Annotated in this window: 25 protein-coding genes; 20 read left to right on the top strand and 5 right to left on the bottom strand. The window is 32.7% G+C overall.

Features of this window, described 5'->3' with window-relative positions:
- Nucleotides 1–32 precede the first annotated feature (32 nt).
- From ACE01P_RS17185 to ACE01P_RS17095, 19 genes are all read left to right on the top strand, one after another.
- On the top strand, nt 33–1,487 hold the full coding sequence (locus ACE01P_RS17185; protein WP_379700111.1) for a glutamate synthase subunit beta: 1,455 nt from the start codon (nt 33–35) through the stop codon (nt 1,485–1,487).
- A 496-nt stretch (nt 1,488–1,983) separates the two neighbouring features.
- The gene (gene lysA, locus ACE01P_RS17180; protein WP_379700110.1) at nt 1,984–3,207 is read left to right on the top strand and encodes a diaminopimelate decarboxylase; all 1,224 of its coding nucleotides are present in this window, start codon (nt 1,984–1,986) and stop codon (nt 3,205–3,207) included.
- A gap of 320 nt (nt 3,208–3,527) precedes the next feature.
- A complete protein-coding gene (locus tag ACE01P_RS17175) occupies nt 3,528–3,842 on the top strand; it encodes a GIY-YIG nuclease family protein (protein ID WP_379700109.1) in 315 nt (104 codons plus the stop codon).
- A gap of 299 nt (nt 3,843–4,141) precedes the next feature.
- Nucleotides 4,142–4,531: a helix-turn-helix domain-containing protein gene (locus ACE01P_RS17170; RefSeq protein WP_379700108.1), complete on the top strand. Its 390-nt coding sequence runs from the start codon at nt 4,142–4,144 to the stop codon at nt 4,529–4,531.
- Between the two features lie 98 nt (nt 4,532–4,629).
- Nucleotides 4,630–5,082 carry a hypothetical protein gene (locus tag ACE01P_RS17165; RefSeq protein ID WP_379700107.1) on the top strand — a complete coding sequence of 151 codons (453 nt, stop codon included), beginning with the start codon at nt 4,630–4,632 and terminating at the stop codon, nt 5,080–5,082.
- Nucleotides 5,083–5,346: 264 nt separating this feature from the next.
- Nucleotides 5,347–5,709, top strand: coding sequence for a hypothetical protein (locus ACE01P_RS17160; protein ID WP_379700106.1), 363 nt, complete (start codon nt 5,347–5,349; stop codon nt 5,707–5,709).
- Between the two features lie 236 nt (nt 5,710–5,945).
- Nucleotides 5,946–6,503 (top strand): hypothetical protein, encoded by a 558-nt coding sequence (locus ACE01P_RS17155; RefSeq protein WP_379700105.1) that lies wholly within the window; start codon nt 5,946–5,948, stop codon nt 6,501–6,503.
- A 34-nt stretch (nt 6,504–6,537) separates the two neighbouring features.
- Nucleotides 6,538–7,002, top strand: coding sequence for a DUF1572 domain-containing protein (locus ACE01P_RS17150; RefSeq protein WP_379700104.1), 465 nt, complete (start codon nt 6,538–6,540; stop codon nt 7,000–7,002).
- Nucleotides 7,003–7,052: 50 nt separating this feature from the next.
- Nucleotides 7,053–7,760, top strand: coding sequence for a hypothetical protein (locus tag ACE01P_RS17145; RefSeq protein WP_379700103.1), 708 nt, complete (start codon nt 7,053–7,055; stop codon nt 7,758–7,760).
- Nucleotides 7,761–7,808: 48 nt separating this feature from the next.
- Complete coding sequence (locus tag ACE01P_RS17140; RefSeq protein WP_379700102.1) at nt 7,809–8,516, top strand: M949_RS01915 family surface polysaccharide biosynthesis protein; 708 nt, start codon at nt 7,809–7,811, stop codon at nt 8,514–8,516.
- A gap of 81 nt (nt 8,517–8,597) precedes the next feature.
- The gene (locus ACE01P_RS17135) at nt 8,598–8,966 is read left to right on the top strand and encodes a hypothetical protein (RefSeq protein ID WP_379700101.1); all 369 of its coding nucleotides are present in this window, start codon (nt 8,598–8,600) and stop codon (nt 8,964–8,966) included.
- 39 nt (nt 8,967–9,005) lie between these two features.
- Nucleotides 9,006–9,722: a hypothetical protein gene (locus ACE01P_RS17130; protein WP_379700100.1), complete on the top strand. Its 717-nt coding sequence runs from the start codon at nt 9,006–9,008 to the stop codon at nt 9,720–9,722.
- 19 nt (nt 9,723–9,741) lie between these two features.
- Nucleotides 9,742–10,407 carry a hypothetical protein gene (locus ACE01P_RS17125; RefSeq protein ID WP_379700099.1) on the top strand — a complete coding sequence of 222 codons (666 nt, stop codon included), beginning with the start codon at nt 9,742–9,744 and terminating at the stop codon, nt 10,405–10,407.
- Between the two features lie 85 nt (nt 10,408–10,492).
- Nucleotides 10,493–11,680 (top strand): hypothetical protein, encoded by a 1,188-nt coding sequence (locus tag ACE01P_RS17120; RefSeq protein WP_379700098.1) that lies wholly within the window; start codon nt 10,493–10,495, stop codon nt 11,678–11,680.
- A 154-nt stretch (nt 11,681–11,834) separates the two neighbouring features.
- Complete coding sequence (locus tag ACE01P_RS17115; RefSeq protein ID WP_198856796.1) at nt 11,835–12,161, top strand: helix-turn-helix transcriptional regulator; 327 nt, start codon at nt 11,835–11,837, stop codon at nt 12,159–12,161.
- Entirely contained in the window at nt 12,151–12,651 is a 501-nt protein-coding gene (locus ACE01P_RS17110) for an SRPBCC domain-containing protein (protein WP_379700097.1), read from the top strand. Before ACE01P_RS17115 ends, ACE01P_RS17110 begins: the two co-directional genes overlap by 11 nt.
- A gap of 206 nt (nt 12,652–12,857) precedes the next feature.
- Nucleotides 12,858–13,358 carry an SRPBCC domain-containing protein gene (locus ACE01P_RS17105; protein WP_379700096.1) on the top strand — a complete coding sequence of 167 codons (501 nt, stop codon included), beginning with the start codon at nt 12,858–12,860 and terminating at the stop codon, nt 13,356–13,358.
- 261 nt (nt 13,359–13,619) lie between these two features.
- Entirely contained in the window at nt 13,620–13,994 is a 375-nt protein-coding gene (locus ACE01P_RS17100) for a hypothetical protein (protein WP_379700095.1), read from the top strand.
- Nucleotides 13,995–14,049: 55 nt separating this feature from the next.
- Complete coding sequence (locus ACE01P_RS17095) at nt 14,050–14,919, top strand: alpha/beta hydrolase (RefSeq protein ID WP_379700094.1); 870 nt, start codon at nt 14,050–14,052, stop codon at nt 14,917–14,919.
- Nucleotides 14,920–15,004: 85 nt separating this feature from the next.
- On the opposite strand, the gene ACE01P_RS17090 is transcribed toward ACE01P_RS17095, so the two are convergent.
- From ACE01P_RS17090 to ACE01P_RS17080, 3 genes are all read right to left on the bottom strand, one after another.
- Nucleotides 15,005–16,540, bottom strand: a complete 1,536-nt coding sequence (locus ACE01P_RS17090) for a YifB family Mg chelatase-like AAA ATPase (protein WP_379700093.1) — start codon at nt 16,538–16,540, stop codon at nt 15,005–15,007.
- A gap of 107 nt (nt 16,541–16,647) precedes the next feature.
- Nucleotides 16,648–17,037 carry a hypothetical protein gene (locus ACE01P_RS17085; protein ID WP_379700092.1) on the bottom strand — a complete coding sequence of 130 codons (390 nt, stop codon included), beginning with the start codon at nt 17,035–17,037 and terminating at the stop codon, nt 16,648–16,650.
- A 27-nt stretch (nt 17,038–17,064) separates the two neighbouring features.
- Nucleotides 17,065–18,039, bottom strand: a complete 975-nt coding sequence (locus tag ACE01P_RS17080; RefSeq protein WP_379700091.1) for a Gfo/Idh/MocA family protein — start codon at nt 18,037–18,039, stop codon at nt 17,065–17,067.
- Nucleotides 18,040–18,354: 315 nt separating this feature from the next.
- On the opposite strand from ACE01P_RS17080, the gene ACE01P_RS17075 reads away from it, so the two are divergent.
- Nucleotides 18,355–19,671: an ammonium transporter gene (locus tag ACE01P_RS17075; protein ID WP_379700090.1), complete on the top strand. Its 1,317-nt coding sequence runs from the start codon at nt 18,355–18,357 to the stop codon at nt 19,669–19,671.
- A 213-nt stretch (nt 19,672–19,884) separates the two neighbouring features.
- Here the strand turns inward: ACE01P_RS17075 and ACE01P_RS17070 are convergent, their stop codons facing one another.
- On the bottom strand, nt 19,885–21,966 hold the full coding sequence (locus ACE01P_RS17070) for a cytochrome c biogenesis protein CcdA (protein ID WP_379700089.1): 2,082 nt from the start codon (nt 21,964–21,966) through the stop codon (nt 19,885–19,887).
- Complete coding sequence (gene tilS, locus ACE01P_RS17065; protein ID WP_379700088.1) at nt 21,966–23,276, bottom strand: tRNA lysidine(34) synthetase TilS; 1,311 nt, start codon at nt 23,274–23,276, stop codon at nt 21,966–21,968. Before tilS ends, ACE01P_RS17070 begins: the two co-directional genes overlap by 1 nt.
- Nucleotides 23,277–23,505 lie beyond the last annotated feature (229 nt).

Below are 23,505 nucleotides of genomic sequence, written 5' to 3'. Positions count from 1 at the left end.
TCACAACTCACAACTAAATTTATTAAAATGTCATGGGTAAAATAGGCGGATTTAAAGAATATAATAGAGCCGACGAAAGTAATTTAGCAGTTGCAGAACGTGTTTCCAACTACAACGAATTTACTATTCCGGTACCAAAAGATAAATTAAAAGAACAAGGATCAAGATGTATGGACTGTGGTATTCCTTTTTGCCACAGCGGATGTCCGTTAGGAAATTTAATTCCTGATTTCAACGACATGGTACATCAGGAAGAATGGCAGAGTGCATTAGAGATTTTGCAATCTACAAACAACTTCCCAGAATTTACAGGTCGTTTATGCCCTGCTCCATGTGAGAAATCATGTGTATTAGGAATCATCAAAGATCCGGTTTCTATCGAAAACATTGAGAAAAGCATCATCGAAAGAGGTTTTGCTGAAGGATGGATCAAACCACAACCACCAAAAACTAGAACTGGAAAAACGGTTGCCGTTATTGGTTCAGGACCTGCAGGTCTTGCTGCGGCTCAACAATTAAACAGAGCTGGTCATACGGTTACTGTTTTTGAAAGAGACAACGCAATTGGAGGTTTATTACGTTACGGAATTCCAAATTTCAAATTAGAAAAAGGGATTATCGACCGTCGTGTAGTAGTTCTTGAAGCAGAAGGAATCACTTTCAAAACAAATGTAAATGTTGGTGTAAATTTCAGCGTTGAAGAATTAAACCAATTCGATTCTATTGTTTTATGCGGAGGAGCAACTGAAAGAAGAAGCTTGCCAACTAAAGGAATCGAAAGCAAAGGTGTTGTTCAAGCAATGGATTTCTTAACACAACAAACTAAAGTTTTATTTGGAGAATCAATTCCTGATCAAATTAAAGCTACTGGTAAAGATGTAATCGTTATTGGTGGTGGAGATACAGGTTCTGACTGTATTGGAACTTCTAACAGACACGGAGCGAAATCGGTAACTAACTTTGAGATTTTACCAAAACCTCCAGTTGGAAGAAGCGAATCAACTCCTTGGCCTTTCTGGCCTTTACAGTTGAAAACATCTTCTTCTCACGAAGAAGGTTGTGACAGAAACTGGTTAATCAATACTAAAGAATTCATCTCTAACGAAAAAGGTGAATTAACTGGATTGAAAACAGTTGAAGTTCAATGGAAAATGACTCCAGGCCAAAGACCAGAATTAATCGAAAAAGAAGGTTCTGAAAAAATCTGGCCTTGCGACTTAGCGTTGTTAGCTCTTGGATTTACAGGTCCGGAGAAAACGTTAAGCGAGCAGTTAGGCATCGAAACTGATATGAGAAGCAACTATAAAGCACACAACTATCAGACAAACGTTCCTCACATTTTCACTGCTGGTGATATGAGAAGAGGACAATCATTAATTGTATGGGCTATTTCAGAAGGTCGCGAAGCAGCAAGAGAAGTAGATTTATTCCTAATGGGATCTACAAACTTGCCTACTAAAGGAAAAGGAGATCTTCCTAGCCTATAAGAACTATAAAAAAACACAACACATACTATTTGACAAACCCCTGAATTTCTATTCAGGGGTTTTGTTTTTTTTCGCCACAGATTTCACAGATTAAATGGATTTTTTTGTTTGCCACTAACTTCACTAATTTATTTATTCAATCAATTTCAAACATTGCCCACGGTTTCAACCGTGGGGACGCAATGCAAATCCTCAACGATATGCAACAATACGTTTCCCACGGTTGAAACCGTGGGCTATGTTTTACAATGATTGCGAAAGAATTGTTTAAAATTATCTAGACGTCCTATATAAATTAGAAAAATTCGTGAATTCGTGGCGAAAAAAACTTTGTACCTTTGAACCTCTGTCACTTTGTACCTCAAAAGAGTTATAAAATTCCAAAAACAACAACTTTTTGTTCAAAATAAAACAATTTGTTATAATTTGTTATTTTTCTGCATTTTATTTGCTGATACACAAAAGAGTAATAACTTTGTTCAAAATAATTTGAAAAATGCAAGCAAAAGATTTACTGCAGTTAGCAGACCAATTTGGAAGTCCATTGTATGTTTACGATGCTGAAAAAATCCAATCTCAGTACAACAGATTAACTAAAGCTTTCTCTAAGGTAGAAAACTTAAGAGTTAATTATGCCATGAAGGCATTGTCTAACGTTGCTATTCTTCAGTTATTAAAGAACATGGGGTCTGGCTTAGATACTGTATCGATTCAGGAAGTTCAGTTAGGACTTCACGCTGGCTATGAACCCGAAAGAATTTTCTTTACACCAAACGGAGTTTCTTTAGAAGAAATCGAAGAAGTTGCTGCAATGGGTGTACAAATCAATATTGACAATTTATCTATTCTGGAGCAATTCGGAACAAAACATCCACATATTCCAGTATGTATTCGTATCAATCCGCACGTAATGGCGGGTGGAAATGCTAATATTTCTGTTGGACACATTGATAGTAAATTCGGAATTTCTGTTCACCAGATTCCTCACATCTTAAGAATTGTTGAGAACACAAAAATGAGCATTGTAGGTATTCACATGCACACAGGATCTGATATTTTAGATATCGAAGTATTCTTGTATGCTGCTGAGATTCTTTTTGATACAGCTAAACATTTCAAAGATTTACAATTCTTAGATTTCGGAAGCGGATTCAAAGTTCCTTACAAAAAAGACGATATCGAAACAGATATTGAAGAATTAGGTAAAAAATTATCTAAAAGATTCAACGCTTTCTGTACAGAATACGGAAGAGATTTAACGTTGATTTTCGAACCAGGAAAATTCTTGGTGAGCGAAGCAGGTCATTTCTTAGTAAAAGTAAACGTAGTAAAACAAACAACTTCTACAGTATTTGCTGGAGTTGATAGTGGTTTCAACCATTTAATTCGTCCGATGTTGTACGGATCTTCACACCATATTGAAAACATCTCAAACCCAAAAGGAAAAGAGCGTTTTTACTCTGTTGTAGGTTACATTTGCGAAACAGATACGTTTGCAAACAACCGTAGAATTCAGGAAATTACAGAAGGAGATATTTTATCTTTCAGAAATGCTGGAGCATATTGTTTCTCAATGTCTTCGAACTATAATTCAAGATATAAACCAGCCGAAGTCCTTTGGATGAATGGTCAGGGAATCTTAATTCGCCAAGCTGAAACATTTGAAGATTTACTTAAAAATCAAATTCCGTTGCCACAAGAAGTTGCAGCAACAGTTTAAAAATAGAAAAAAAGAGAATATCATTTTAATCCCGTTTCTTAATTGAGGCGGGATTTTTTTATTGTAGATTTTAGAATTCAGATTTTAGATTATTTGAATTGCATTTGTCAGGCTGAGCGGAGTCGAAGCCCACGAAAAGTAACCACAAAGTTTGTCATTCTGATGACAAGGAATCGTACTAGAATCTCCATGAAATGCCCCCAAAGTTTGTCATTTCGACGTAAGGAGAAATCTCCGCAAATAGCTCCGCAAAGATTGAAATCCTATTACATAAAAAGAAAGAAAATTCTTTAATTTTATTAATTTTGTAAAAAAACCAAATGCAATTACAACAAGGCTATCACACATACTACATTTATATTCTAACAAACAAAGCCAAAACAGTTTTCTACACAGGAGTTACAAATAATTTAAGAATTCGTTTAAGTCAACATAAAGACAACAGCGAGAATGCAAACAAAACTTTCACAGCAAAATACAATACAGTATTCCTCTTATACTACGAAAAATTTACTTGGATTCAAGAAGCGATTGCTCGCGAAAAAGAAATAAAAGACTGGCGTAGAGAAAAGAAAATTGAATTGATAAAGACGATTAATCCAAATCTTAATTTTTTGAATGATTTATTTGAATGATTTATTTGAATAATTTAGGAAAAAAACAATAACAATTTCAAAGGGAACTCTCCAGTTTGTCATTTCGACGTAAGGAGAAATCTCCGCGAGAAACTCTACAAAGATTTGCACCACTTTGGGGAGCTACTTGCGGAGATTTCTCCTTACGTCGAAATGACAAGATTGAGGATAATTGGAACTTAAAAATTTTGGCTAAATAAATTCCAAAAATCAAAAGATAAATTCCTGTCTGAAAAAACATATATTTGTTATTCAAAAAATAACGACAGTATTTCATTCAAAAAAATTACCTTTGAAATATGAGCACAACAACAAAACCAAGACATATCGGTAGAAATATCAGCCGAATCAGAGAGCTTAAAGGTATGAAGCAGGAAGCACTTGCGATTGCAATTGGTTTAAGCCAGCAATCTGTTTCTAATATTGAAGCAAGTGAAACTGTTGATGAAGAAAAATTGGCAGAAATTGCAAAAGCGCTTGAAGTTACAATTGAAGCTATTGAAAATTTTTCGGAAGAAAATGTTATTAATTATTTCAACACTTTTAATGAATCTGTTACAGGAAGTTTCATAACTAACAATTCTTGCACTTTCAACCCACTTGATAAAGTTGTAGAACTTTACGAACGTCTGGTTCAAGCTGAAAAAGACAAAGTGGAGTATTTAGAAAAATTACTAAAAGGAAAATAATTTCCTCAATAATAAAATTCTGCAAAAGCACAAATATCTTATGATTTTGTGCTTTTTTTGTAAAACCAAATCTAATATGCAATAAACCCCAAAATCCAATGAAAATTACAATTACCCTATCAACCCTACTCCTACTACTTACAACAAACTTATTCAGCCAAACCATTGCTGATTTAAAACTAAAACCAAAAGAAATTCCGAAAGGCGGTTATATTGTAAGTGATGGTAATGTTTGTATTACGCCTCAAGCTTGTACTTTTTATGAAGATATTGCAACTTACAGCAATATTGTTGGAACTGTAAAAAGTAAAGCGATTCAAAGTTTTAAAAGCAAAGCCGATCGCGGTTCTATTATGTATTTTGAATTTGATCACGTTTTCAAAGGCGATCGTTTCCTGCAAGGTTTATTGTGGGGAAAAGCAGGCGAACCAACAGCTGAACATCCAGAAGAATATATTGCAAAAGGAAGATTTCTAGTTATTTGGAGTTTACAACCAGATAGTCCGTTAAAAGAAAAATCGGAAACTAAAGTCGAAGCCATTTTAGAATAAAAAAATCCCGTTTCGATAAAGAAACGGGATTTTTTATTATATCATAAATAACGATTATACATTTTTTCGTAAAAACTTAAATAATAAATAGAGCATATAAAATAAAAAGACAACAAATGCAATAATCAAAATCTGCCAAATAAATATCCCAAACTCAAAATCATTAATTAATTTATGCATAATTTTATCTTTTTAAAGCTTTATTTTCTGAGATGTAAATAAACAAAAAAATCTTACAATATTAAAAATAAAAATTACAAAAAAATGAAACCACAAGTACGAATTCTGTTTTATTCTATTCTTTTCTTTTTATACTTAACTCTAACTCAATATATTCTATCATTGGGTAAAGTTTTAAAAACAGATCCTTACATTACTTTAGGCTGTGGTTTTGCTGTCTTAAATCTTATTTATGCTTTTTTAGGTTTAAAATGGAAACCGCTTTTAAACGTAATCTGCGCCATCGGAATTTCGGCTTTGGCTTTGTTTTTGGCTTTACAGTTTACCAATCTGCATTTGTTTATAGATTATGATCCGTATCAGGTTAAAACTGCCATATTTGCTAATGCTATTTTCTCTATTATTTTTTGGGAGATTGTATATCAGGTAAAAATTAGAAAACAATAATAAAATTTCAATTGCCTTTAGCTTTAGCTAGAGGTTTATAAAAGTCTCAAAAGGGCTTTAGTCAAATGAATAAATTTTGGCTAAAGCCTTTCTTATTTCCGTACTTTAACCTAGAGCTATAGCTGTAGGCAATACATGAAATATTTTATAAGAATAATATTCAATAATCTATAAAATCATAAATTTTCGTAGGTATTTTTTTATATTAGCGCTTTAAAATTTTATCTAAGCCCAATATGAAAATTAGAACTCTACTCCTTTTATCTGTACTTGCTATTTCTTGTAAAAAAGAAACAAAAACCGAAGCCGAAACTCCAAAAATTACTCCAAAAGATTCTTTAGAAGTTACCGCTAAAAAAGAACCCGAAACACAAAAAGTAGACACAATTGCGCTTTCGACAAAACATAAAATCAATAAAATCTTATGTGATTTGGATGGCGATGGAAAAAATGAAATCGTTGAAATTGTAAGAAGCACAAAAAATGATAAAAGCGGTTTACGAATAATTTTTGGAAATGGAAATCGAACAGATTATTTCGGTTTTGGAAATAATGTTCTAAATCAAGGTTTTGACGAAATTGACTGGGTTGGCATTTTTGAAAAAGCGCCAAAAAATGAAATTTATTTTGAAAATGTGAATGAAGACGGAGAAATTATTGGTGAAGAACAAGTTGCAGAGGAAGACAAAATAAAACTTCCAAATGACGGAATCTTCATCCATGCTGATGAAAGCTGTGGTGGCGGTGTCATTTATCTCAAAAATGGCAAATACGAATGGATTCAGCAAGAATAAATTGATGTGATTTAACTTTTAAATTATTTTGAATATGAAAAGTACAACTGAAATTGCAAATCGTTTTAGAGAAGTCATTTTAAACGGAACTTGGATTGCGAACACCAATTTTAAAGATCAGCTCGAAAATCTAGATTGGAAAATTGCCGTTAGTCCCGTTCAGAACTTAAATACAATTGCGGTTTTGGCGCAACATATTCATTATTACGTCAAAGGAATCAATCAAGTTTTTAATGGCGGAACATTAGATATAAAAGACAAGTTTAGTTTTGATTTTCCACCCATTCAATCTCAAGAACAATGGAATACTTTTTTAAACAAATTTTGGAATGATGCCGAGCATTTTGCTTCATTAGTTGAACAAATGCCCGACGAAAAACTCGATGAAGGTTTTGTAGATGTCAAATACGGAACTTATAAAAGAAATATCGAAGCTATGATTGAACATAGTTATTATCATTTGGGGCAAACTGTTTTGATTAAAAAATTATTGATGTAAATCCAAGAATTAAAACTGACAATAAAATCCATATAAAAACATTAAAAAACATGGTAAAATACATTTTCGCCTTACTACTTTGTACCCAAATTTCGTTTTCACAAAATACAGATCATCTTAATACAGTTTTAAAACAGCTTAAAATAAAAAAAAGCGAAATTAATGTTGAGCTTTTCACTCAAAAAGTACTGCCAAATGATAAAGCTAAAAGTGTATTAGTTATCCCAAAATATGCTTCTGAAGTGACTCCCGATTATTTCGTCATAGATGCTTACATTCTCGTTATTGACAATACGACAGGGAAAATTATAAACAAATTCATTGAGCCTAGTGCCTGGACTTCTGATGCCATAATGCTAAACAACATTTCTATCGATACAGGTTTGTACCGTTTAAACGAGACGACAAGAGCTTTTGGAGTAAGAACAAGTTTCAGTAATAACAGTCGACTTAATCCGTACAGTGAAATGAATTTATCTCTATATATTACAACTAATAATTCATTAAAACAGGTGCTTAAAAATTACACCCTTCAACAATCTGGCGGAGAATGGGATTCTGATTGTGCGGGTGAATTTGATAGTTCAACTTCTTCCATTGATATTGATAAATTACAGAACAAAAACTTTAATAATCTTATTGTGAAAACAAAAGTTGTAAAGACGAAAAACATGTTTAAAAATGAGGATTGCATTGCTAAAGAAACAACTAAAAAACTTATTTCTAAGTTAATTTACAATGGAAAAGAGTACAAATAATATACCTTCAAAATAAGATACAAAGCTAAAAATGCCCGTTTTAAAAATATGAAAAACATTACTATTTTATTATTATCGATCGTTCTCCTTACAAGTTGCAAATCAGATAAAAAAGAAGAAATTAAAAATGATGTTTCAAGTGAGAAATCAACAGAAAAAGCATTTGTTTTAACGGTTGAAAAAATCGATTCGACTCAATTTCCTAAGTCAATAAAATATGAAGGTCATGTGAAAAGCGCCGTTCGATGGAAGGACAAATTGGGAGACAATATTGTAATTACTACTGAAACAGGTTATCACATCAACCAAAAATTCGAACATGAATCTGAAGGTTCTGATGCTGAATTATTTGCTTATCATTATATCATTTCAGGAAATAAGGTAAAACGAACTTGGCAAGTTTACGATTTTATTTCAGATTGTCCTGTCGATCTTGTTGCTGCGTTTGTCAAAGATACTTTTCAAGTTACAGATCTAAACAATAACGGAATTGCAGAAGTTTGGCTAATGTATAAAACCGTTTGTCATGGAGATGTAAGTCCGTCTGATATGAAAATTATTATGTACGAAGGAAATACAAAGTATGCAATGCGCGGTCAAAATAAAGTTCAGGTTGGTGTTCTTGATAATGGCGAAAAACAATTTGAAGGCGGCGATTTTAAGTTTGATGAAAGCTTTAAAAAAGGTCCTAAAGCTTTTAAAGAATTTGCAAAGAAATTATGGTCTGAGAATTTGATTGAAAAATGGGAAGATTAGAAAAAAGTAATCTTAACCTTAATTTTTTATTATAGAAAATAGAATTTATTAAATTTAGTAATCAATCCTAAAAAACTAAAAATGAAGAAATTACTTTTTGCTATCGTATTTTTATTTGGCTTATCGGCATCTGCACAAACTTCTAAAGAACTAATTGGAAAATGGCAACTGGTGAAATGGACAAAAAACGGAAAAGAAAAAAGCATTGAAAAACGTTTTAAAACAAATCAGGTTTTTCAGGTTTTTAAAGAAAATGGTGATTTTGAAAGTGTTATTGGCGAAGAATCGCACAAAGCGAAATGGAAATTATCTAAAGACAATACGCATTTGACCATTATTTCTGTTATTCTTCCGGTTGAGTTTACTATAAATTCTTTTGACAGTCAAAACCGTGTTATAACAAATCCGCAAGTTGGAACTTTTGAGTATAAAAAAATTACAGATAATTAGCTGTAAATAAAAAACCAGACATTGCATCAAATCTTAAAAATGAAATATTCTATTGCATGCCTTTTAATTTTTACTTTGTTCTCTTGTAAAAAAGAAGAAAAAAAAGAACTCCGAATTCCGAAAAAAGAAATTCAGGTAAATGCTGAAAATAATGAAGATACGTTGGAAGTTCCAGACACTTTAAAAATAAGCTACGACGAACATAAAAATCTATTTGATATTATCACCATTTTGCCAGACAGTACCTTTTCTAGCTGGGAATGGCCCAAAAGCGACAGAATCGAATTTGTAAAGAAAGTAAAGAAAAACAATTACATTGCGACAACTTCCCGTTTTATGTGGAAGTTCGCATTAATCGCTCCAAATACACTACAAATTCAGATCGTAGATGGAGCTTGGGTTTTGTCAATCTATAAAATCAAGCCAAATAATTACATTGTAATTACAGACGATATTGTGGGAGACGGCAATGACTTTCATGCATTTGAATATGAAAATGGCCAACTTACCAATATTCCGTTCAGAGACTTATTTGATCATTTTATAACCGCGTTGGTAATTGATCCGAACGATGAAAAATGTATGGAAATCTTTGACGATAACAGAATTCTATTCGAATATTCCTATATCGGTACAAAAAAGATAAAAATGAGCAATTCATATTTAGATGAAAATAAAGATTGTTTTAAAGGAAATACATTGAACTATGAATTTAATCCCTTAATTAAAAAATTCAACCTAATCAAAATAGATTAAACATTATCTATAACTAAATATGAAGAAAATACTTTATTCCGCAATACTGATTTTATCGATCCAAAGTATAAGCGCGCAAAATATTATTGACTTTTTCTATTCGATTCCGTCATCTTATGTTGATGAATTAAGCTATCTCGAAAAGAAAACATTGGTAAAAAACAAAACGCTTACAAAATATGGTGATAAAAAATTTAGTGTAGAGATAGATACTAAAAATGGGTATTTACGATTAAGCCAAAACTATACAGATGGTCTTTCTGGATATGCAATTTATGAAATGGCGTATTGGAATTTAAAAGGCAAAAAATTAATTGCTCTTTCAACAGTTTTTGGGAGCAACGGCGGATTTTTTCAGCAAAATTTTAAACTTTTTGAATACAAAAATGATAATTTAACTGAAGTTAGAACAGGATACCTAAAAAGCTATACCTCAAATTTTGATGTTTTTATAAATAATCTTGTTAGTGAATTTACAAAGACTAATACAAAACAATCCATCAAAGAGAATTTAACTCAATCTCAATTTACAATAGAACTTCCTCGCAATGGAAAAAATATGACCGTTTCATTTGAAGAAAATCCAATGTCTTCTCCTGAATATTTTGAAAAAGAATATGGAAAGTATCTCAATTTTAGAAAAAAAATCTATAAATGGAATGTGCAAAAAGAAGTTTTTGAATAGCTTTTTTGCTCCTCAAATAAAAAAATAAAGAAGGCATAGTTGTTGAAAGTTTAAAAAGATATATTTACACCTTCAAAAACACACAATGCAAAAAATTACTTTTCTATTTTCTATATTGTTTTTAGCCCTTTCATCTTGCGGCGTAAAGACAACACAATCAATGCTTAGCGACGGAAATTATGATGGTGCGATTGATCGCGCTGTTGAGGCGTTGCGTACAAAAAAAGATTCTAAAGGCAAACAAGACTACGTTTATTTGCTAGAAGAAGCCTTTGCAAAAGCAAAAGACCGAGATCTCCGTAATTTGGAAATGCTGAATAAAGAGAATAATCCTGCAAATGCGGAACGTATCTATAATACTTATTTACAGCTGAATAACCGTCAGGAAAAAATCAGTCCGATTTTACCATTGCCTTTATTAAAGCTAGGAAAAAATGCCTATTTCCCTTTTGATAATTATTCTGATGAGCTTGCAAACAGCAAAAATGCACTTTCTAAATATTTGTATGAAAACGCTTCTGCCCTTTTGAAATCGAATAACAAATTGGATTTTAGAAAAGCATACGATGATTTTGTTTATTTGGAAAGTATTAATCCAGGTTACAAAAACACCAAAAAATTGATGGATGATGCCCTTTTTAAAGGAACAGATTTCGTAGATGTTTACGCAAAAAACGAAACGAATATGGTAATTCCGAAAATGCTTCAGGACGATTTATTGGATTTTAAAACTTACGGATTAAATGATAAATGGACCGTTTATCATAGCGCAAGACAGAAAAATGTAACGTACGATTATAGTTTGATTCTTAGTTTCAGACAGATTGCCATTTCGCCAGAACAGATTAAAGAGAAAGAATTTATAAAAGAAAAGCAAGTTAAAGATGGCGTAAAAACACTTTTGGACAGCCGCGGAAGACCTGTAAAGGATAGCTTGGGTAAAGAAATTAAAGTCGATAATTACAAAACACTTCGTGCAACAGTTTACGAATCCAGACAGTTTAAATCTTGTTTGGTAACTGCAAAAGTTGATTATTTAGATTTGAAAACAAATCAGCTGGTTCAGACTTTCCCGATAAGCAGCGAGTATATTTTTGAAAATATTTATTCGACTTACAGAGGAAATAGAGGTGCTTGCGATGATAATTATTTGTCTTATTTTGACAGACGTGCCGTTCCTTTTCCAAATAACGAACAGATGGTATTTGATACTGGTGAAGACCTGAAAGCCAAGCTAAAAGACATCATTGTAAAGAATAAATTTAGACGATAATTATATAACATACTTATAAAGAAAAAGACGCATTTTTGATGCGTCTTTTTTGTTTAGGTTCTTATCATTCAAAAAAAAAAACATATTTCTAATTGCGCAACCAAAAAGTTGCGTATATTCGCAACTGATTAGTTGCAAATTTATATTCAGAAAAATGAAAAGAGATATTTTTCAAGCTATTGCCGATCCGACGAGAAGAGCAATATTAGTTTTGATTTCTTCTACTGCATTAACACCAAATGCAATTGCAGAGCAGTTTCAAACTACAAGACAGGCGGTTTCTAAACACATTAAAATATTGAATGAATGTGATTTATTGGAAGAAAAGAAATTGGGCAGAGAAATTTATTATCAGCTCAAAATTGAAAAAATGAAAGAAGTTGATGAATGGCTGGAGCAGTTTAAAGCAATTTGGGAACAGCGTTTTAGCCAATTGGATCAAGTATTACTAAACTTAAAAGCTAAAGAAAATGAGAACTGATTTATTAATGAATTTTTCTGTAGACAAGGAAAATAAAACGGTAAATGTAAAACGCGAATTCGACGCGCCATTGTCAAACGTTTGGGCTGCATGGACAGAACCCGAAATTCTAGATTTATGGTGGGCACCGGCTCCGTTTATATCTAAAACCAAAACCATGGATTTTAAAGAAGGCGGAAGAAGATTATATGCTATGGTTGGTCCAGACGGAACGGAACGCTGGAGTTATTTTGAGTATTCTTCGATTTCTCCTAAAACTAACTTTAAGCATTCTGCAACTTTTTCTGATGGAGAAGGAAATCCGAATTCAGAATTTGGAAGTTCGTATTGGGATATTTCTTTTTCGGAACAAAATGGTTCTACAATTGTTGATATCCATATAAGACGTGACAGTTTTGAAGAATTGCAAAAAATTATCGAAATGGGCTTTAAAGAAGGCTTCACTTCTGCAATGCAAGGTTTGGATAAAATCTTAGCAGAAAAAAAATAAAAGCTTTTTTTCCGAATTAACTATTTAAACACATAGAAACATAGCCTTTTTGATATCTAAAAAAGGCGTTTCACTAATCTAAATGCACATAGTTAAGCTATGTGTGGAAACTAGTTTCTTTTGCTTTCTTTTTTTGAAATAGAAAATCTATGTCTCTATGTGTTTTAATTTAATCCAACTGATTATTAACTAAAAATCTAAAGAAAATGAAATCAAATCTTTTAATGAATTTTACTGTAGATAAAGAAAATAATACTGTAAATGTAAAACGTGAATTTAATACTTCGCTTGTTCAAGTTTGGTCTGCTTGGACAGAACCTCAAATTCTGGATTTGTGGTGGGCGCCAGCTCCGTGGAAATCACGAACAAAAAGCATGAATTTCGAAGAAGGCGGACGAAGATTGTATGCAATGGTTGGTCCAGAAGGCGAAGAACATTGGGCTCTTGCCGATTATACTTCCATAAATCCGAAAACGAATGTAAAATGGCTTGACGCTTTTTGTGATAGCGAAGGAAATTTAAACGAAGAATTTCCACGCTCTGACTGGGACGTTACTTTCTGTGAAAAAGATGGTTCTACTTTTGTCGATGTTGAAATTAAACATGAAAAGCTATCAGATTTAGAAATGATTATTCAAATGGGATTCAAAGAAGGTTTCACCATTGCTATGGAAGGCTTAGATGCTGTTTTTGCTGAGAAAGTTTAATAACAAAATCTTTTATATAAAATTAAAATCCGCTTCAATAAAGCGGATTTTTTATGTTTTTAAATAATTTCATCTCTTTTTACAGTTTAATTTGTACTTTCAAATTAGCAACTGAAAACAAAAAAATAAGTGAATCGCCATTTAGTCAAAATAACCAAAGTCTTCTTATTTCTTAGTATAATTTTTATATTTAATTCATGTTCTTCAAATAAGAACTTTCAAGGAAGATATAGATCCAATTTTGCGCAACTTGGTTTTTTCGTGACTGATATCAAATTTAATCGAGACAGTACTGTCAAATTTCATAAAGCAGGAGATTTAATGAATGAAAATTTGACCGGACGATTTAAAGTTTCAAATAATATTGTTTACGTAAAATTCAACAAATCAAAGTATGACACATCTAAAGATACTTTATCGTTTGATGAATTACTAAAAGCTCCAATTGATACAAATGAGCATCAAAATTTACATTATTACGATTTAAAATTTGAAGATAACATCCCATACCATCTCAAATATAAAATAAAACAAGATAGACTTTTAGTTTATAATGTTGAAACAAACCAAATTATTCGAAGATTTAAAGGCTCTAAAAAGGTTGCCAAATTTTATTTACAGAAAGTAGAAAAGTAAACCATAATTAAAATTTGTATTTTCGTTTATCTAAAAACCATTTACTTCTAATTTAATGAACAATTTTTTTGCTCTAGCCTTTTCTTTTTTCTTTTTTACTGCAGCATTCAGTCAAAAAAATAAAACAAAAACCACAGAAACTTCTAAGCCTTTTGTTTTAGGCGTGATTGACGAAATTCAATCGAAAGAATTAAACGAAACAAGAATTTTAAATATTTATCTTCCTGAAGGTTACAATCCTGCTGAAGCAACAAAATACCCTGTTATTTATTTACTTGACGGTTCTGCCGATGAAGATTTTATTCATATTTCTGGATTGGTTCAATTCAATAGTTTTGAATGGATAAATCAGGTTCCTAAATCAATCGTGATTGGAATTGCAACTGTAGACCGAAAAAGAGATTTTACTTCTCCAACAACAATCGAAAAAGATAAAACTCGTTTTCCGACAACGGGACATTCTGATCAATTTATTGCTTTTATCGAAAAAGAATTGCAGCCTTTCATTGAAAAGAGATACAAAACCAACGAGTCTAAAACTATCATTGGCCAGTCTTTAGGCGGATTATTAGGTACAGAAATATTGCTTAAAAAACCTTTCCTTTTTAATAAATATGTTATTGCAAGTCCAAGCTTATGGTGGAATAATGGCTCATTATTGAATTTAGATTCTGAAATGCTAAAAGAAAATTTCAACCAGCAAACCGAAATTTACATTGCCGTTGGAAAAGAGGGATTAGCTCCAACAGAAATTCCGCACGTAATGGAAGTCGATGCTAATTTACTGGCCGAAAAACTAAAAGAATCTAAAAGTAAAAATGTAAAAGTCTTCTTCGATTATTTCCCTGAAGAAAATCACGGATCGATTTTGCATACTGCTGTTGGCAATTCTTTCAAATTCTTCTACCCGAAAAATAAAGAATAACATTTATTGTTTTTTGTGAAAAGTAAAATGTGAAATGAGAAAAGGCAATCTTCATTTCACATTTTACAACTCACAATTCATAATTCTACCCAAGCCATCCTTCTCTATCCAAACTTCGATATTGAATCGCTTCAGCAATATGAGACGAAACAATATTTTCGGAATGATCTAAGTCGGCGATTGTTCTCGAAACTTTCAAAATTCTGTCATAAGCTCTCGCGGAAAGATTCAGACGTTCCATTGCCGTTTTTAATAATTGTTTAGAAGGCTCATCTAAAACACAATATTCTCGAATTAGTTTGCTGCTCATTTGAGCGTTGTAATGAACATTTTCTACTGTTTCAAATCGTTTGGTTTGAATTTCTCGCGCCGCTGTAACTCGTTTACGAATTTCTACACTGCTTTCTGCTTTTCGCTCGTCTGATAATTTATCAAATGGAACTGGAGTAACTTCAATATGAATATCAATCCGATCCAATAATGGTCCAGAAATTTTACTCATATATCGTTGCATTTCGTGCGGTGAAGAAGTATTCGGCATACTTGGATCGTTAAAAAATCCGCTTGGGCTTGGGTTCATACTTGCTACAAGCATAAAAGAGGAAGGATATGTAATCGTAAATTTAGCTCGTGAAATAGTCACTTCACGATCTTCTAAAGGCTGACGCATCACTTCTAAAACATCTCGTTTAAATTCTGGCAATTCATCTAAAAATAAAACGCCATTATGTGCCATCGAAATTTCGCCCGGCTGCGGATAACTCCCTCCTCCAACAAGCGCAACATTCGAAATAGTATGATGCGGACTTCTAAATGGTCTTTGATTCATTAATCCGACTTCTTTTAATTTGCCTGCAACGCTATGAATTTTAGTAGTTTCTAAAGCTTCACGCAAAGTCATTGGAGGCAAAATACTCGGAACACGTTTTGCCAGCATTGTTTTTCCCGCTCCAGGCGGACCAATCAAAATAATATTATGTCCGCCAGCTGCCGCGATTTCCATACAGCGTTTGATACTTTCTTGCCCACGAACATCGGAAAAATCGTGTTCTGGGAAATCTAAAGTTTTGTAGAATTCTGCTCTTGTATCAATAACGGTTGGCTGTATCGTTCCTTTTCCAGAGAAAAAATCAATTATTTCTTTTAGATTTTCAACTCCATAAACATCTAAACCCGCTACAATTGCCGCTTCTTTTACATTTTGAATCGGAAGAAAAAATCCTTTATAACCTTCTTCTTTCGCTTTAATAGCAATTGGTAATGCTCCACGAATGGGTTGCAGACTTCCGTCTAAAGAAAGTTCTCCCATAATAATATATCGTTCAATTTCAGGAGCTTTAATCTGATCTGAACCTACCAAAATTCCCATCGCCAAAGTCAAATCGTAAGATGAACCTTCTTTTCGAAGATCGGCAGGCGCCATATTGATTGTGATTTTCTTTCCTGGAAGACTAAAACCGTTATTCTTTAAAGCGGCAGCAATTCTATAACTGCTTTCTTTTATGGCATTATCTGGAAGTCCAACTAAATGATAACCAATTCCTTTATCCATATGAACCTCAACTGTGATTGTTGTGGCCTCAACTCCAAAAACGGCACTTCCGTAAACTTTTACTAACATAAATAAATTCTTATAAAAAAGTAAAAGTATTTAATTAAATGCGAGTAAAAAATATAATTTGTAAATATTTTACTACTTTATATTTTCAATAACTTATTTATAAATCTTTATTTATCTAACCATTTTTCATCATCTAAGTCTTTTTCATATTCAGATGTTCCTTTAAAACCATATTCTTCAAGTTTTCTTAGATGTGGTGTGTAATCAAAAAACGGTTCATTCCATCCTTCCAATTCCCAGATATCTTCTATTACTGAGGCTAACCATCTTGGCGGAGGAGAATATTTTTTAAAATAACTAATTTTTTCTTCAGTTGTTTTAAGATTTTCTCCAAACCAAATATAAAAACAGTCACAAAATTCATCACCACTTCCCTGTCTCCAAAAAATACTATATGGATGTGAGTCCGGTTTGAAAATCCAATGAGGCGGCACTTCTCCATATTTTTCAACAAACCCATTTATTTTTTTAGCAAGATATTCTGTTTTCTCAATCATGTGAAACAATATTATTAAAGTGAATACTTAAAATGTTAACCCAATCTGAGTTTTAATCTCCTCCACTATCCTACTCAAATCCAAACAATTCTGATGCAACCAAAGTTTGCTTTCAATTTCATTATTCAAAATACAATTTTGGCATTCTATAATTTCATGAGAATATCCTTTTCCAAGAGTTGGCAAAGTGACAACGGCTTCTTTTTCTTCATTTTTAAATAACGAATAACCATCAGCAACAAACCACGGCGCATTTAATTCTATTCGTCCTTCTGTTCCAGAAATAATAGCTTTCATATCAGATTCTGAAACTATGGAAGCATGCAAAACCGCTTGTCCTGATTCGTATTGCAAAATCATCGAAGTCTGCAAATCAATATCGTTTTTATGTTTAATTGCTTTCGCTAAAATCTCTTTCGGATATCCTAATAATATATATGACAGAAACAAAGGATAAACGCCAATATCAAATAATGCTCCGCCGCCAAGTTCTTTATCAAAAAGTCTTTTGTTTTCTGTTTCACTTCCGTGAAAGGCAAAATCGGCTTTTATATAATTTACGTTTCCAATTGCTCCTTTATTTATTTTCTGCAAAACATCTTGAACTGATGGAATAAATCGCGTCCAAAATGCTTCCATAAAAAATTTATTATGCTTTTTAGAAGCTTCTACCATTCTTTCAGCGTCTTTATACGATAATGCCATAGGTTTTTCGCATAAAACATTTTTGCCGTTTTCTAAGGCTTTTATAGTCAATTCGGCATGTGAATTATGAGGAGTTGCAATGTAGATGATTTCAACTTCTGGATCTTGAAAAAGCAAATCATAAGAATTATACATTCTTAAAGCATTGTATTTTCCGCCAAATTCTTCCGCTTTAGAAAAATCTCTAGACGCAACTGCCTTCAGTTCAGCATTTTCAATTAATAATAAATCTGAAGCAAACTGACTTGCAATATTTCCAAGTCCAACTATTCCCCATTTAATTCTTCTGTTTTCCATTCTTAGATTATAATCACCAAAATTGTTAAAAAGATTAAAAAATATCTTTTACAATCAACTCTGAACGTTTTTTAAACAACAAATATCTATTATCCTACAAAAAATAGCAATCAATTACCCCAAAAATTATCAAAAATGATGGTAAGTGAAAAAAAAATGTTGCCAAATTGTAAATTTTAAGTTTGTTTTAAGAAATTCACGCAAAATGAAAGGGGTTAAATTTTAAATTTAACAAAAATTAAGCATGTAACCCTATTTTTTTAGGGGGTATTAAATCATTTTATACTTTTATAAAAAATTTAAAACTAAATAACTATGCGAAAAATTATTTTAAGTGTGATTCTTATCACGATTTTAGTGCTAACCTTTATTTCAAACTTTATTATTGCAGACAACCCAATTCCTGCAGAAGCTGTAAAGTTTGATACTGGAGATACTGCCTGGATGATCGTTGCAACTGCTTTTGTATTGCTAATGACACCTGGATTAGGATTTTTCTACGGAGGTATGGTAGGTAAGAAAAACGTAATTAGTACTATGCTTCAAAGTTTTATGGCAATGGTAATTGTTACTATTCTATGGACCGTTGTTGCTTTTGGATTGGCTTTTGGACCATCAATTGGAGGAATTATCGGAGATCCGTCTCAGAATTTATTCTTTGCAGGAGTTGGAACCAATACAGCATGGAGCCTTGCACCAACAATTCCATTTATTTTATTCGCATTATTTCAGGCAAAATTCGCCATCATTACTCCTGCATTAATTACAGGTGCTTTTGCAGAACGTATTCGTTTCTGGGCTTATTTGTTGTTCATGGTTTTATTCATCATTTTAATATATGCTCCTCTTGCTCATATGACATGGCACCCTGATGGAGTTTTCTTCAAAATGGGGGTTCTGGACTTCGCCGGAGGAACAGTAGTGCATATGAGCGCTGGATGGGCTGCATTGGCTGGAGCTATGTTCTTAGGAAAAAGAAAAGTTCAAAAAGTGAACCCTGCTAGAATTACTTATGTATTATTAGGAACAGGTTTACTTTGGTTCGGATGGTTTGGTTTCAACGCTGGATCTGCTTTAGGAGCAAACGGGCTTGCTGCTCAAGCTTTAGGAACTACTACTGTTGCTGCTGCTGCCGCTGCAATGGCTTGGGTTTTCCTTGACAAAATTTTAGGACACAAATTATCTGCTCTTGGAGCTTGTATCGGAGCTGTTGTAGGTCTTGTTGCTATTACACCTGCTGCTGGCTTCGTAAGTATTCCTCACGCAATCTTCATCGGTTTATTCTCTGCAATTGTAAGTAACATTGTAGTAAGCAAATTCCCTAAAGGAAAAATCGACGATGCTCTAGATGTATTTGCTTGTCACGGTGTTGGTGGTATGGTAGGTATGCTTTTAACTGGAGTTTTCGCTTCAAAAGCAATCAACCCTGCAGTTGGGGATAATCAAGGTTTAATCTTCGGGACTCCGACATTATTCATCAACCAATTAACTGCTTTAGTTATTGTTTCAATCTTCGCTTTTGTAGCTTCTTATGCTTTATTCTTCATCGTTAATAAAATTACTCCTTTAAGAGTTACTGAAGAAAAAGAAGAACTAGGATTAGACATCTCTCAACACGGAGAATTCTTATAAAAATAAATTCCCTTTCTCACATTACTTGATAAATAAAAAAGCACTCTAAATTTGACTTAGAGTGCTTTTTGTTTGAATTAACTTCAACCTTATTTATTTTTGATTTAAGATTGCAGATTTTAGACTTTAGAGTGTAGATTGATACCTTCTCTTTCATCTTTCATCTTGCTTCTTTCATCTTGCTTCTTTCATCTTACTTTACTTCTTCTCAACTTATTTAAAATTAGCAATTCCTTCTTTCAGCCATTCTAAATATTCATCAGCGCTTACGTAGCTAATTGTTGGTTTAGAAGTATTCATGTTTTTTCCTTCCAAATCTGTAATAACGTATAAAGGCTGTGTATTTGTTTTATATTTTGAGATCATAAAATCTGTCCATTTATCACCAACTGTAATTATTTTATCTCCTGCTTCAGTTGTAAATTGTTCTTCTTTTGGCAATTCACGTTTATCATCAACGTAAAGCGAAATCAAAACCACATCATTTTTAAGAATTGGTAAAATTGTCGGCTCAGACCAAACATTGTTTTCCATTTTTCTACAGTTCACACAAGCATAACCTGTAAAGTCTAACATGATTGGTTTGTTGATTTGTTTTGCATAAGCTAAACCATCTTCATAATCGTGGAAAACCATAATTCCGTGCGGCCCTAATTCTGCTCCTGCTGGCAAGCCTTTTCCTGCTTCTGCAGAAACTGCTCCATTTCCTGATCCTCCCACTCCAAACGGACTTTCACTATATGTCGGAGGTGGCGGGAATGCACTAATTAATTTTAAAGGCGCTCCCCAAAGTCCAGGAATTAAATACATTGTAAATACAAAAGTTAATAATCCTAAGTACAATCTTCCTACTGAAATATGGTGTGTTGGACTATCGTGAGGCAATGTGATTTTTCCGAATAAATATAAAGTCAAAGCTCCGAAAATAGCAATCCAGATCGCGATGAAAACTTCTCTTTCTAAGAAATGCAATTGTAAAACTAAATCTGCATTTGATAAGAATTTGAATGCCAATGCTAATTCTAAAAACCCTAAAACAACTTTTACTGTATTTAACCAGCCTCCAGATTTTGGCAACGAATTTAACCAACCTGGGAACATTGCAAATAACATAAACGGAAGCGCTAATGCCAATGAGAATCCTAACATTCCGACAATTGGCGCAATTCCTCCATTTGAAGCTGCATCAACTAATAAAGTTCCAACGATTGGTCCTGTACAAGAGAATGATACAATTGCCAAAGCCAAAGCCATAAATAATATTCCGATTAAACCACCTTTATCTGCTTGCTGATCGGCTTTGTTTGCCCAAGAATTTGGAAGCATAATTTCAAATGCACCCAAAAATGATGTTGCAAAAACAACCAAAATCACAAAGAAAATAAGATTAAACCAAACATCTGTAGACAAAGCATTTAAGGCATCTGCTCCAAATATCTTAGTAACTACAAGACCTAAAATTACGTAAATCGCAATAATAGAAAGTCCGTAGATAATCGCATTTCTAATTCCTTTTGCACGGCTTTTACTTTGTTTGGTAAAGAAACTTACTGTCATTGGAATCATTGGGAAAACGCAAGGCGTAAATAACGCCGCAAAACCACCTAAGAAAGCAAGAAAAAAGATTGACCATAAACTTCTTGAAGCCGCTGGAACAGGAACTTCTTCTTTTGCTGTTTCTGCAGTTTTTTCAACTTTTGCCTGAGTCGCTTCTTCTTTTTTAACCTTATCAACAGCTAGTCCAACTACTTTTGTTTCATCAACTTTAGCCTCTGCTACAACAGGAACTTCGTCTATTTTGAAAGTTGAAGGAACTGCAATCGAGAATTTCTTGCTCGAATTGATACAAACTTCTTTACAAACCTGAAAATCAAAATCTACATCAACCGTTTTTAAGTTTGGGTTTATTATTTTAATTTCTTGTTCAATATGTGCTTTTCCTTCAAAGAAAGTTTCATCTACACCAAAAACATCGTTGAAAGCAGTTCTAGTTTTACCTTCCTTTGCTTTTCCAACTAATTCGTAGTTCCCTTTCTGATTTTTAAAAGCTATTTCTAAAGCTAAAGGTCCGCCGTCTGGAGTAAACTGCGAATACATGTGCCAGTCTTTTTCGATTGTTCCATCAAAAATTAAAACGGCATTGTTTCCTTTTTTCTCAATTTTAGAAGTCCATTTTACAGGCTCTAATATTTGTGCATTACCTTTTGCAAAAGCAAAGAAAAACACGAAAAGTAAAATGGTTTTAGTCCAAACATTTTTTGACAAATTTGTCTGAAGATTTCGAGTAAAGTTCATTATTGTAATTCTATTTTTAGTATTTGATTTGTGGTTTTCTCTATTTTAAAACGCTCGTCTTGTCGAATTCCGACAACCCAGACGATTTCATTTTCAGAACATAAAATCCATGTTTTTTCTTTTTCGATCAATGATAATTTTTCGTCTTTAAAAAGTTTGCTGACTTTTTTAGATTTTCCTCTCATTCCAAAAGGCTGAAAAACATCTCCTTCTTTCCATTTACGCAAAACTAATGGAAAGCGGATTTTTTCCGAATCGACAAATATAACCTTATTTGAACCGAATGTTGTGTGACCTACGTTACAAAGACTCATTTTTAAGGGAAAATTAACTTCTGTATCGTTTTCATTAATTTCGTATTCTTCGTTTTCTGGCATTCCTGAAAACGGACTTAAAATAAGCGTTTCTCTATTTTTCAACAATCTAAATTCCTCTGAAAGAACTTGTTTTCCTGATTGTCCTTCAACCAAATCGTAAATATCATTCCATGCCGAAAAGCCAAATTCATTCAGCCATTGGTACAAATACGATTTATAATTTGGAAGTTTTTTTAATTGATTTAAATCGAAATGAATATCATCTCCCGCTTCTTTAGCCACTTGCTGATACACCATAATCGACGCATCTTCGACCATTTCTTTCGATTCTTGAAGAAACGACTGCGTTTTCTGAAAAGCATCCAAAAAATTAGGATTGATTTCTTTTAAAACAGGAACCAAATTATGACGAATTTTATTTCGAAGATATTTTGTCGAAGCATTACTACTATCTTCTCGCCATTCTATCTTATTCTCTTCTGCATATTTCGAAATTTCTTCTCTAGAAAAAGGCAAAAGCGGACGAATAATTTTATCGTTTTGTTCTGGAATTCCAGTTAAACCTTCTAATCCTGTTCCGCGAGTTAAATTGATAATAAAGGTTTCCAGATTATCGTCGGCATGATGCGCTGTTAAAATATAATCGAAGTTTTCTTCTTCTAAAAGTTCATAAAACCAACTGTAACGAAGTTCTCTCGCCGCAACTTGAGTTGAAAGTTTATAATCTTTAGCGAAAGCTTCGGTATCAAAATGAGTCGTAAAAATCGGGATATTATTCTGATCGCAATAGTTTTGAATAAATTCTTGATCTCCAAAACTTTCTAATCCGCGAAGTTGAAAATTGCAATGCAAAACAGCAATTTCATAAGGCAGTTTGTGCAATAAATGCAGCAAAACCATACTGTCTAACCCGCCGCTTACAGCCAGAAAAAGCTTTTTTTCGGCTAAAAAAGGAAATCTTGAAACGATATGATTTTGAAATTTTGAAAACATTTGATAAATGTAAAAAATTAAACGCTATTTATTTTTAAATGAAATGTTAAGCGTGGTGTTTTTTTTTTCGCCACGAATTATTTTTTATGCTGATGGCGCATATTTTCTTTGCCACGAATTACACAAATTTCCACGAATTATTTCTCCAACTAAATAGCCATAGATTAAAGGATTAAAATCATTAAAAATCCGTAAAAATCTTTTAATCTGTAGCTAAAAAAAATAATTC

The sequence above is a fragment of the Flavobacterium sp. HJSW_4 genome (genome assembly GCF_042436695.1).
Classification (GTDB): Bacteria; Bacteroidota; Bacteroidia; order Flavobacteriales; family Flavobacteriaceae; genus Flavobacterium.
This window is presented reverse-complemented; position numbering and strand designations above follow the sequence as displayed.

Excerpts from the sequence above, each read along its gene's own strand:
- ACE01P_RS17125 (WP_379700099.1), top strand. The coding sequence starts at position 9,742 with ATGAAGAAAATACTTTATTCCGCAATACTGATTTTATCGATCCAAAGT.
- ACE01P_RS17115 (WP_198856796.1), top strand. The coding sequence starts at position 11,835 with ATGAAAAGAGATATTTTTCAAGCTATTGCCGATCCGACGAGAAGAGCA.
- tilS (WP_379700088.1), bottom strand. The coding sequence starts at position 23,276 with ATGTTTTCAAAATTTCAAAATCATATCGTTTCAAGATTTCCTTTTTTA.
- ACE01P_RS17120 (WP_379700098.1), top strand. The coding sequence starts at position 10,493 with ATGCAAAAAATTACTTTTCTATTTTCTATATTGTTTTTAGCCCTTTCA.
- lysA (WP_379700110.1), top strand. The coding sequence starts at position 1,984 with ATGCAAGCAAAAGATTTACTGCAGTTAGCAGACCAATTTGGAAGTCCA.
- ACE01P_RS17075 (WP_379700090.1), top strand. The coding sequence starts at position 18,355 with ATGCGAAAAATTATTTTAAGTGTGATTCTTATCACGATTTTAGTGCTA.
- ACE01P_RS17110 (WP_379700097.1), top strand. The coding sequence starts at position 12,151 with ATGAGAACTGATTTATTAATGAATTTTTCTGTAGACAAGGAAAATAAA.
- ACE01P_RS17090 (WP_379700093.1), bottom strand. The coding sequence starts at position 16,540 with ATGTTAGTAAAAGTTTACGGAAGTGCCGTTTTTGGAGTTGAGGCCACA.
- ACE01P_RS17185 (WP_379700111.1), top strand. The coding sequence starts at position 33 with ATGGGTAAAATAGGCGGATTTAAAGAATATAATAGAGCCGACGAAAGT.
- ACE01P_RS17175 (WP_379700109.1), top strand. The coding sequence starts at position 3,528 with ATGCAATTACAACAAGGCTATCACACATACTACATTTATATTCTAACA.
- ACE01P_RS17080 (WP_379700091.1), bottom strand. The coding sequence starts at position 18,039 with ATGGAAAACAGAAGAATTAAATGGGGAATAGTTGGACTTGGAAATATT.
- ACE01P_RS17170 (WP_379700108.1), top strand. The coding sequence starts at position 4,142 with ATGAGCACAACAACAAAACCAAGACATATCGGTAGAAATATCAGCCGA.
- ACE01P_RS17150 (WP_379700104.1), top strand. The coding sequence starts at position 6,538 with ATGAAAAGTACAACTGAAATTGCAAATCGTTTTAGAGAAGTCATTTTA.
- ACE01P_RS17130 (WP_379700100.1), top strand. The coding sequence starts at position 9,006 with ATGAAATATTCTATTGCATGCCTTTTAATTTTTACTTTGTTCTCTTGT.
- ACE01P_RS17155 (WP_379700105.1), top strand. The coding sequence starts at position 5,946 with ATGAAAATTAGAACTCTACTCCTTTTATCTGTACTTGCTATTTCTTGT.
- ACE01P_RS17085 (WP_379700092.1), bottom strand. The coding sequence starts at position 17,037 with ATGATTGAGAAAACAGAATATCTTGCTAAAAAAATAAATGGGTTTGTT.
- ACE01P_RS17070 (WP_379700089.1), bottom strand. The coding sequence starts at position 21,966 with ATGAACTTTACTCGAAATCTTCAGACAAATTTGTCAAAAAATGTTTGG.
- ACE01P_RS17105 (WP_379700096.1), top strand. The coding sequence starts at position 12,858 with ATGAAATCAAATCTTTTAATGAATTTTACTGTAGATAAAGAAAATAAT.
- ACE01P_RS17145 (WP_379700103.1), top strand. The coding sequence starts at position 7,053 with ATGGTAAAATACATTTTCGCCTTACTACTTTGTACCCAAATTTCGTTT.
- ACE01P_RS17165 (WP_379700107.1), top strand. The coding sequence starts at position 4,630 with ATGAAAATTACAATTACCCTATCAACCCTACTCCTACTACTTACAACA.
- ACE01P_RS17095 (WP_379700094.1), top strand. The coding sequence starts at position 14,050 with ATGAACAATTTTTTTGCTCTAGCCTTTTCTTTTTTCTTTTTTACTGCA.
- ACE01P_RS17160 (WP_379700106.1), top strand. The coding sequence starts at position 5,347 with ATGAAACCACAAGTACGAATTCTGTTTTATTCTATTCTTTTCTTTTTA.
- ACE01P_RS17140 (WP_379700102.1), top strand. The coding sequence starts at position 7,809 with ATGAAAAACATTACTATTTTATTATTATCGATCGTTCTCCTTACAAGT.
- ACE01P_RS17135 (WP_379700101.1), top strand. The coding sequence starts at position 8,598 with ATGAAGAAATTACTTTTTGCTATCGTATTTTTATTTGGCTTATCGGCA.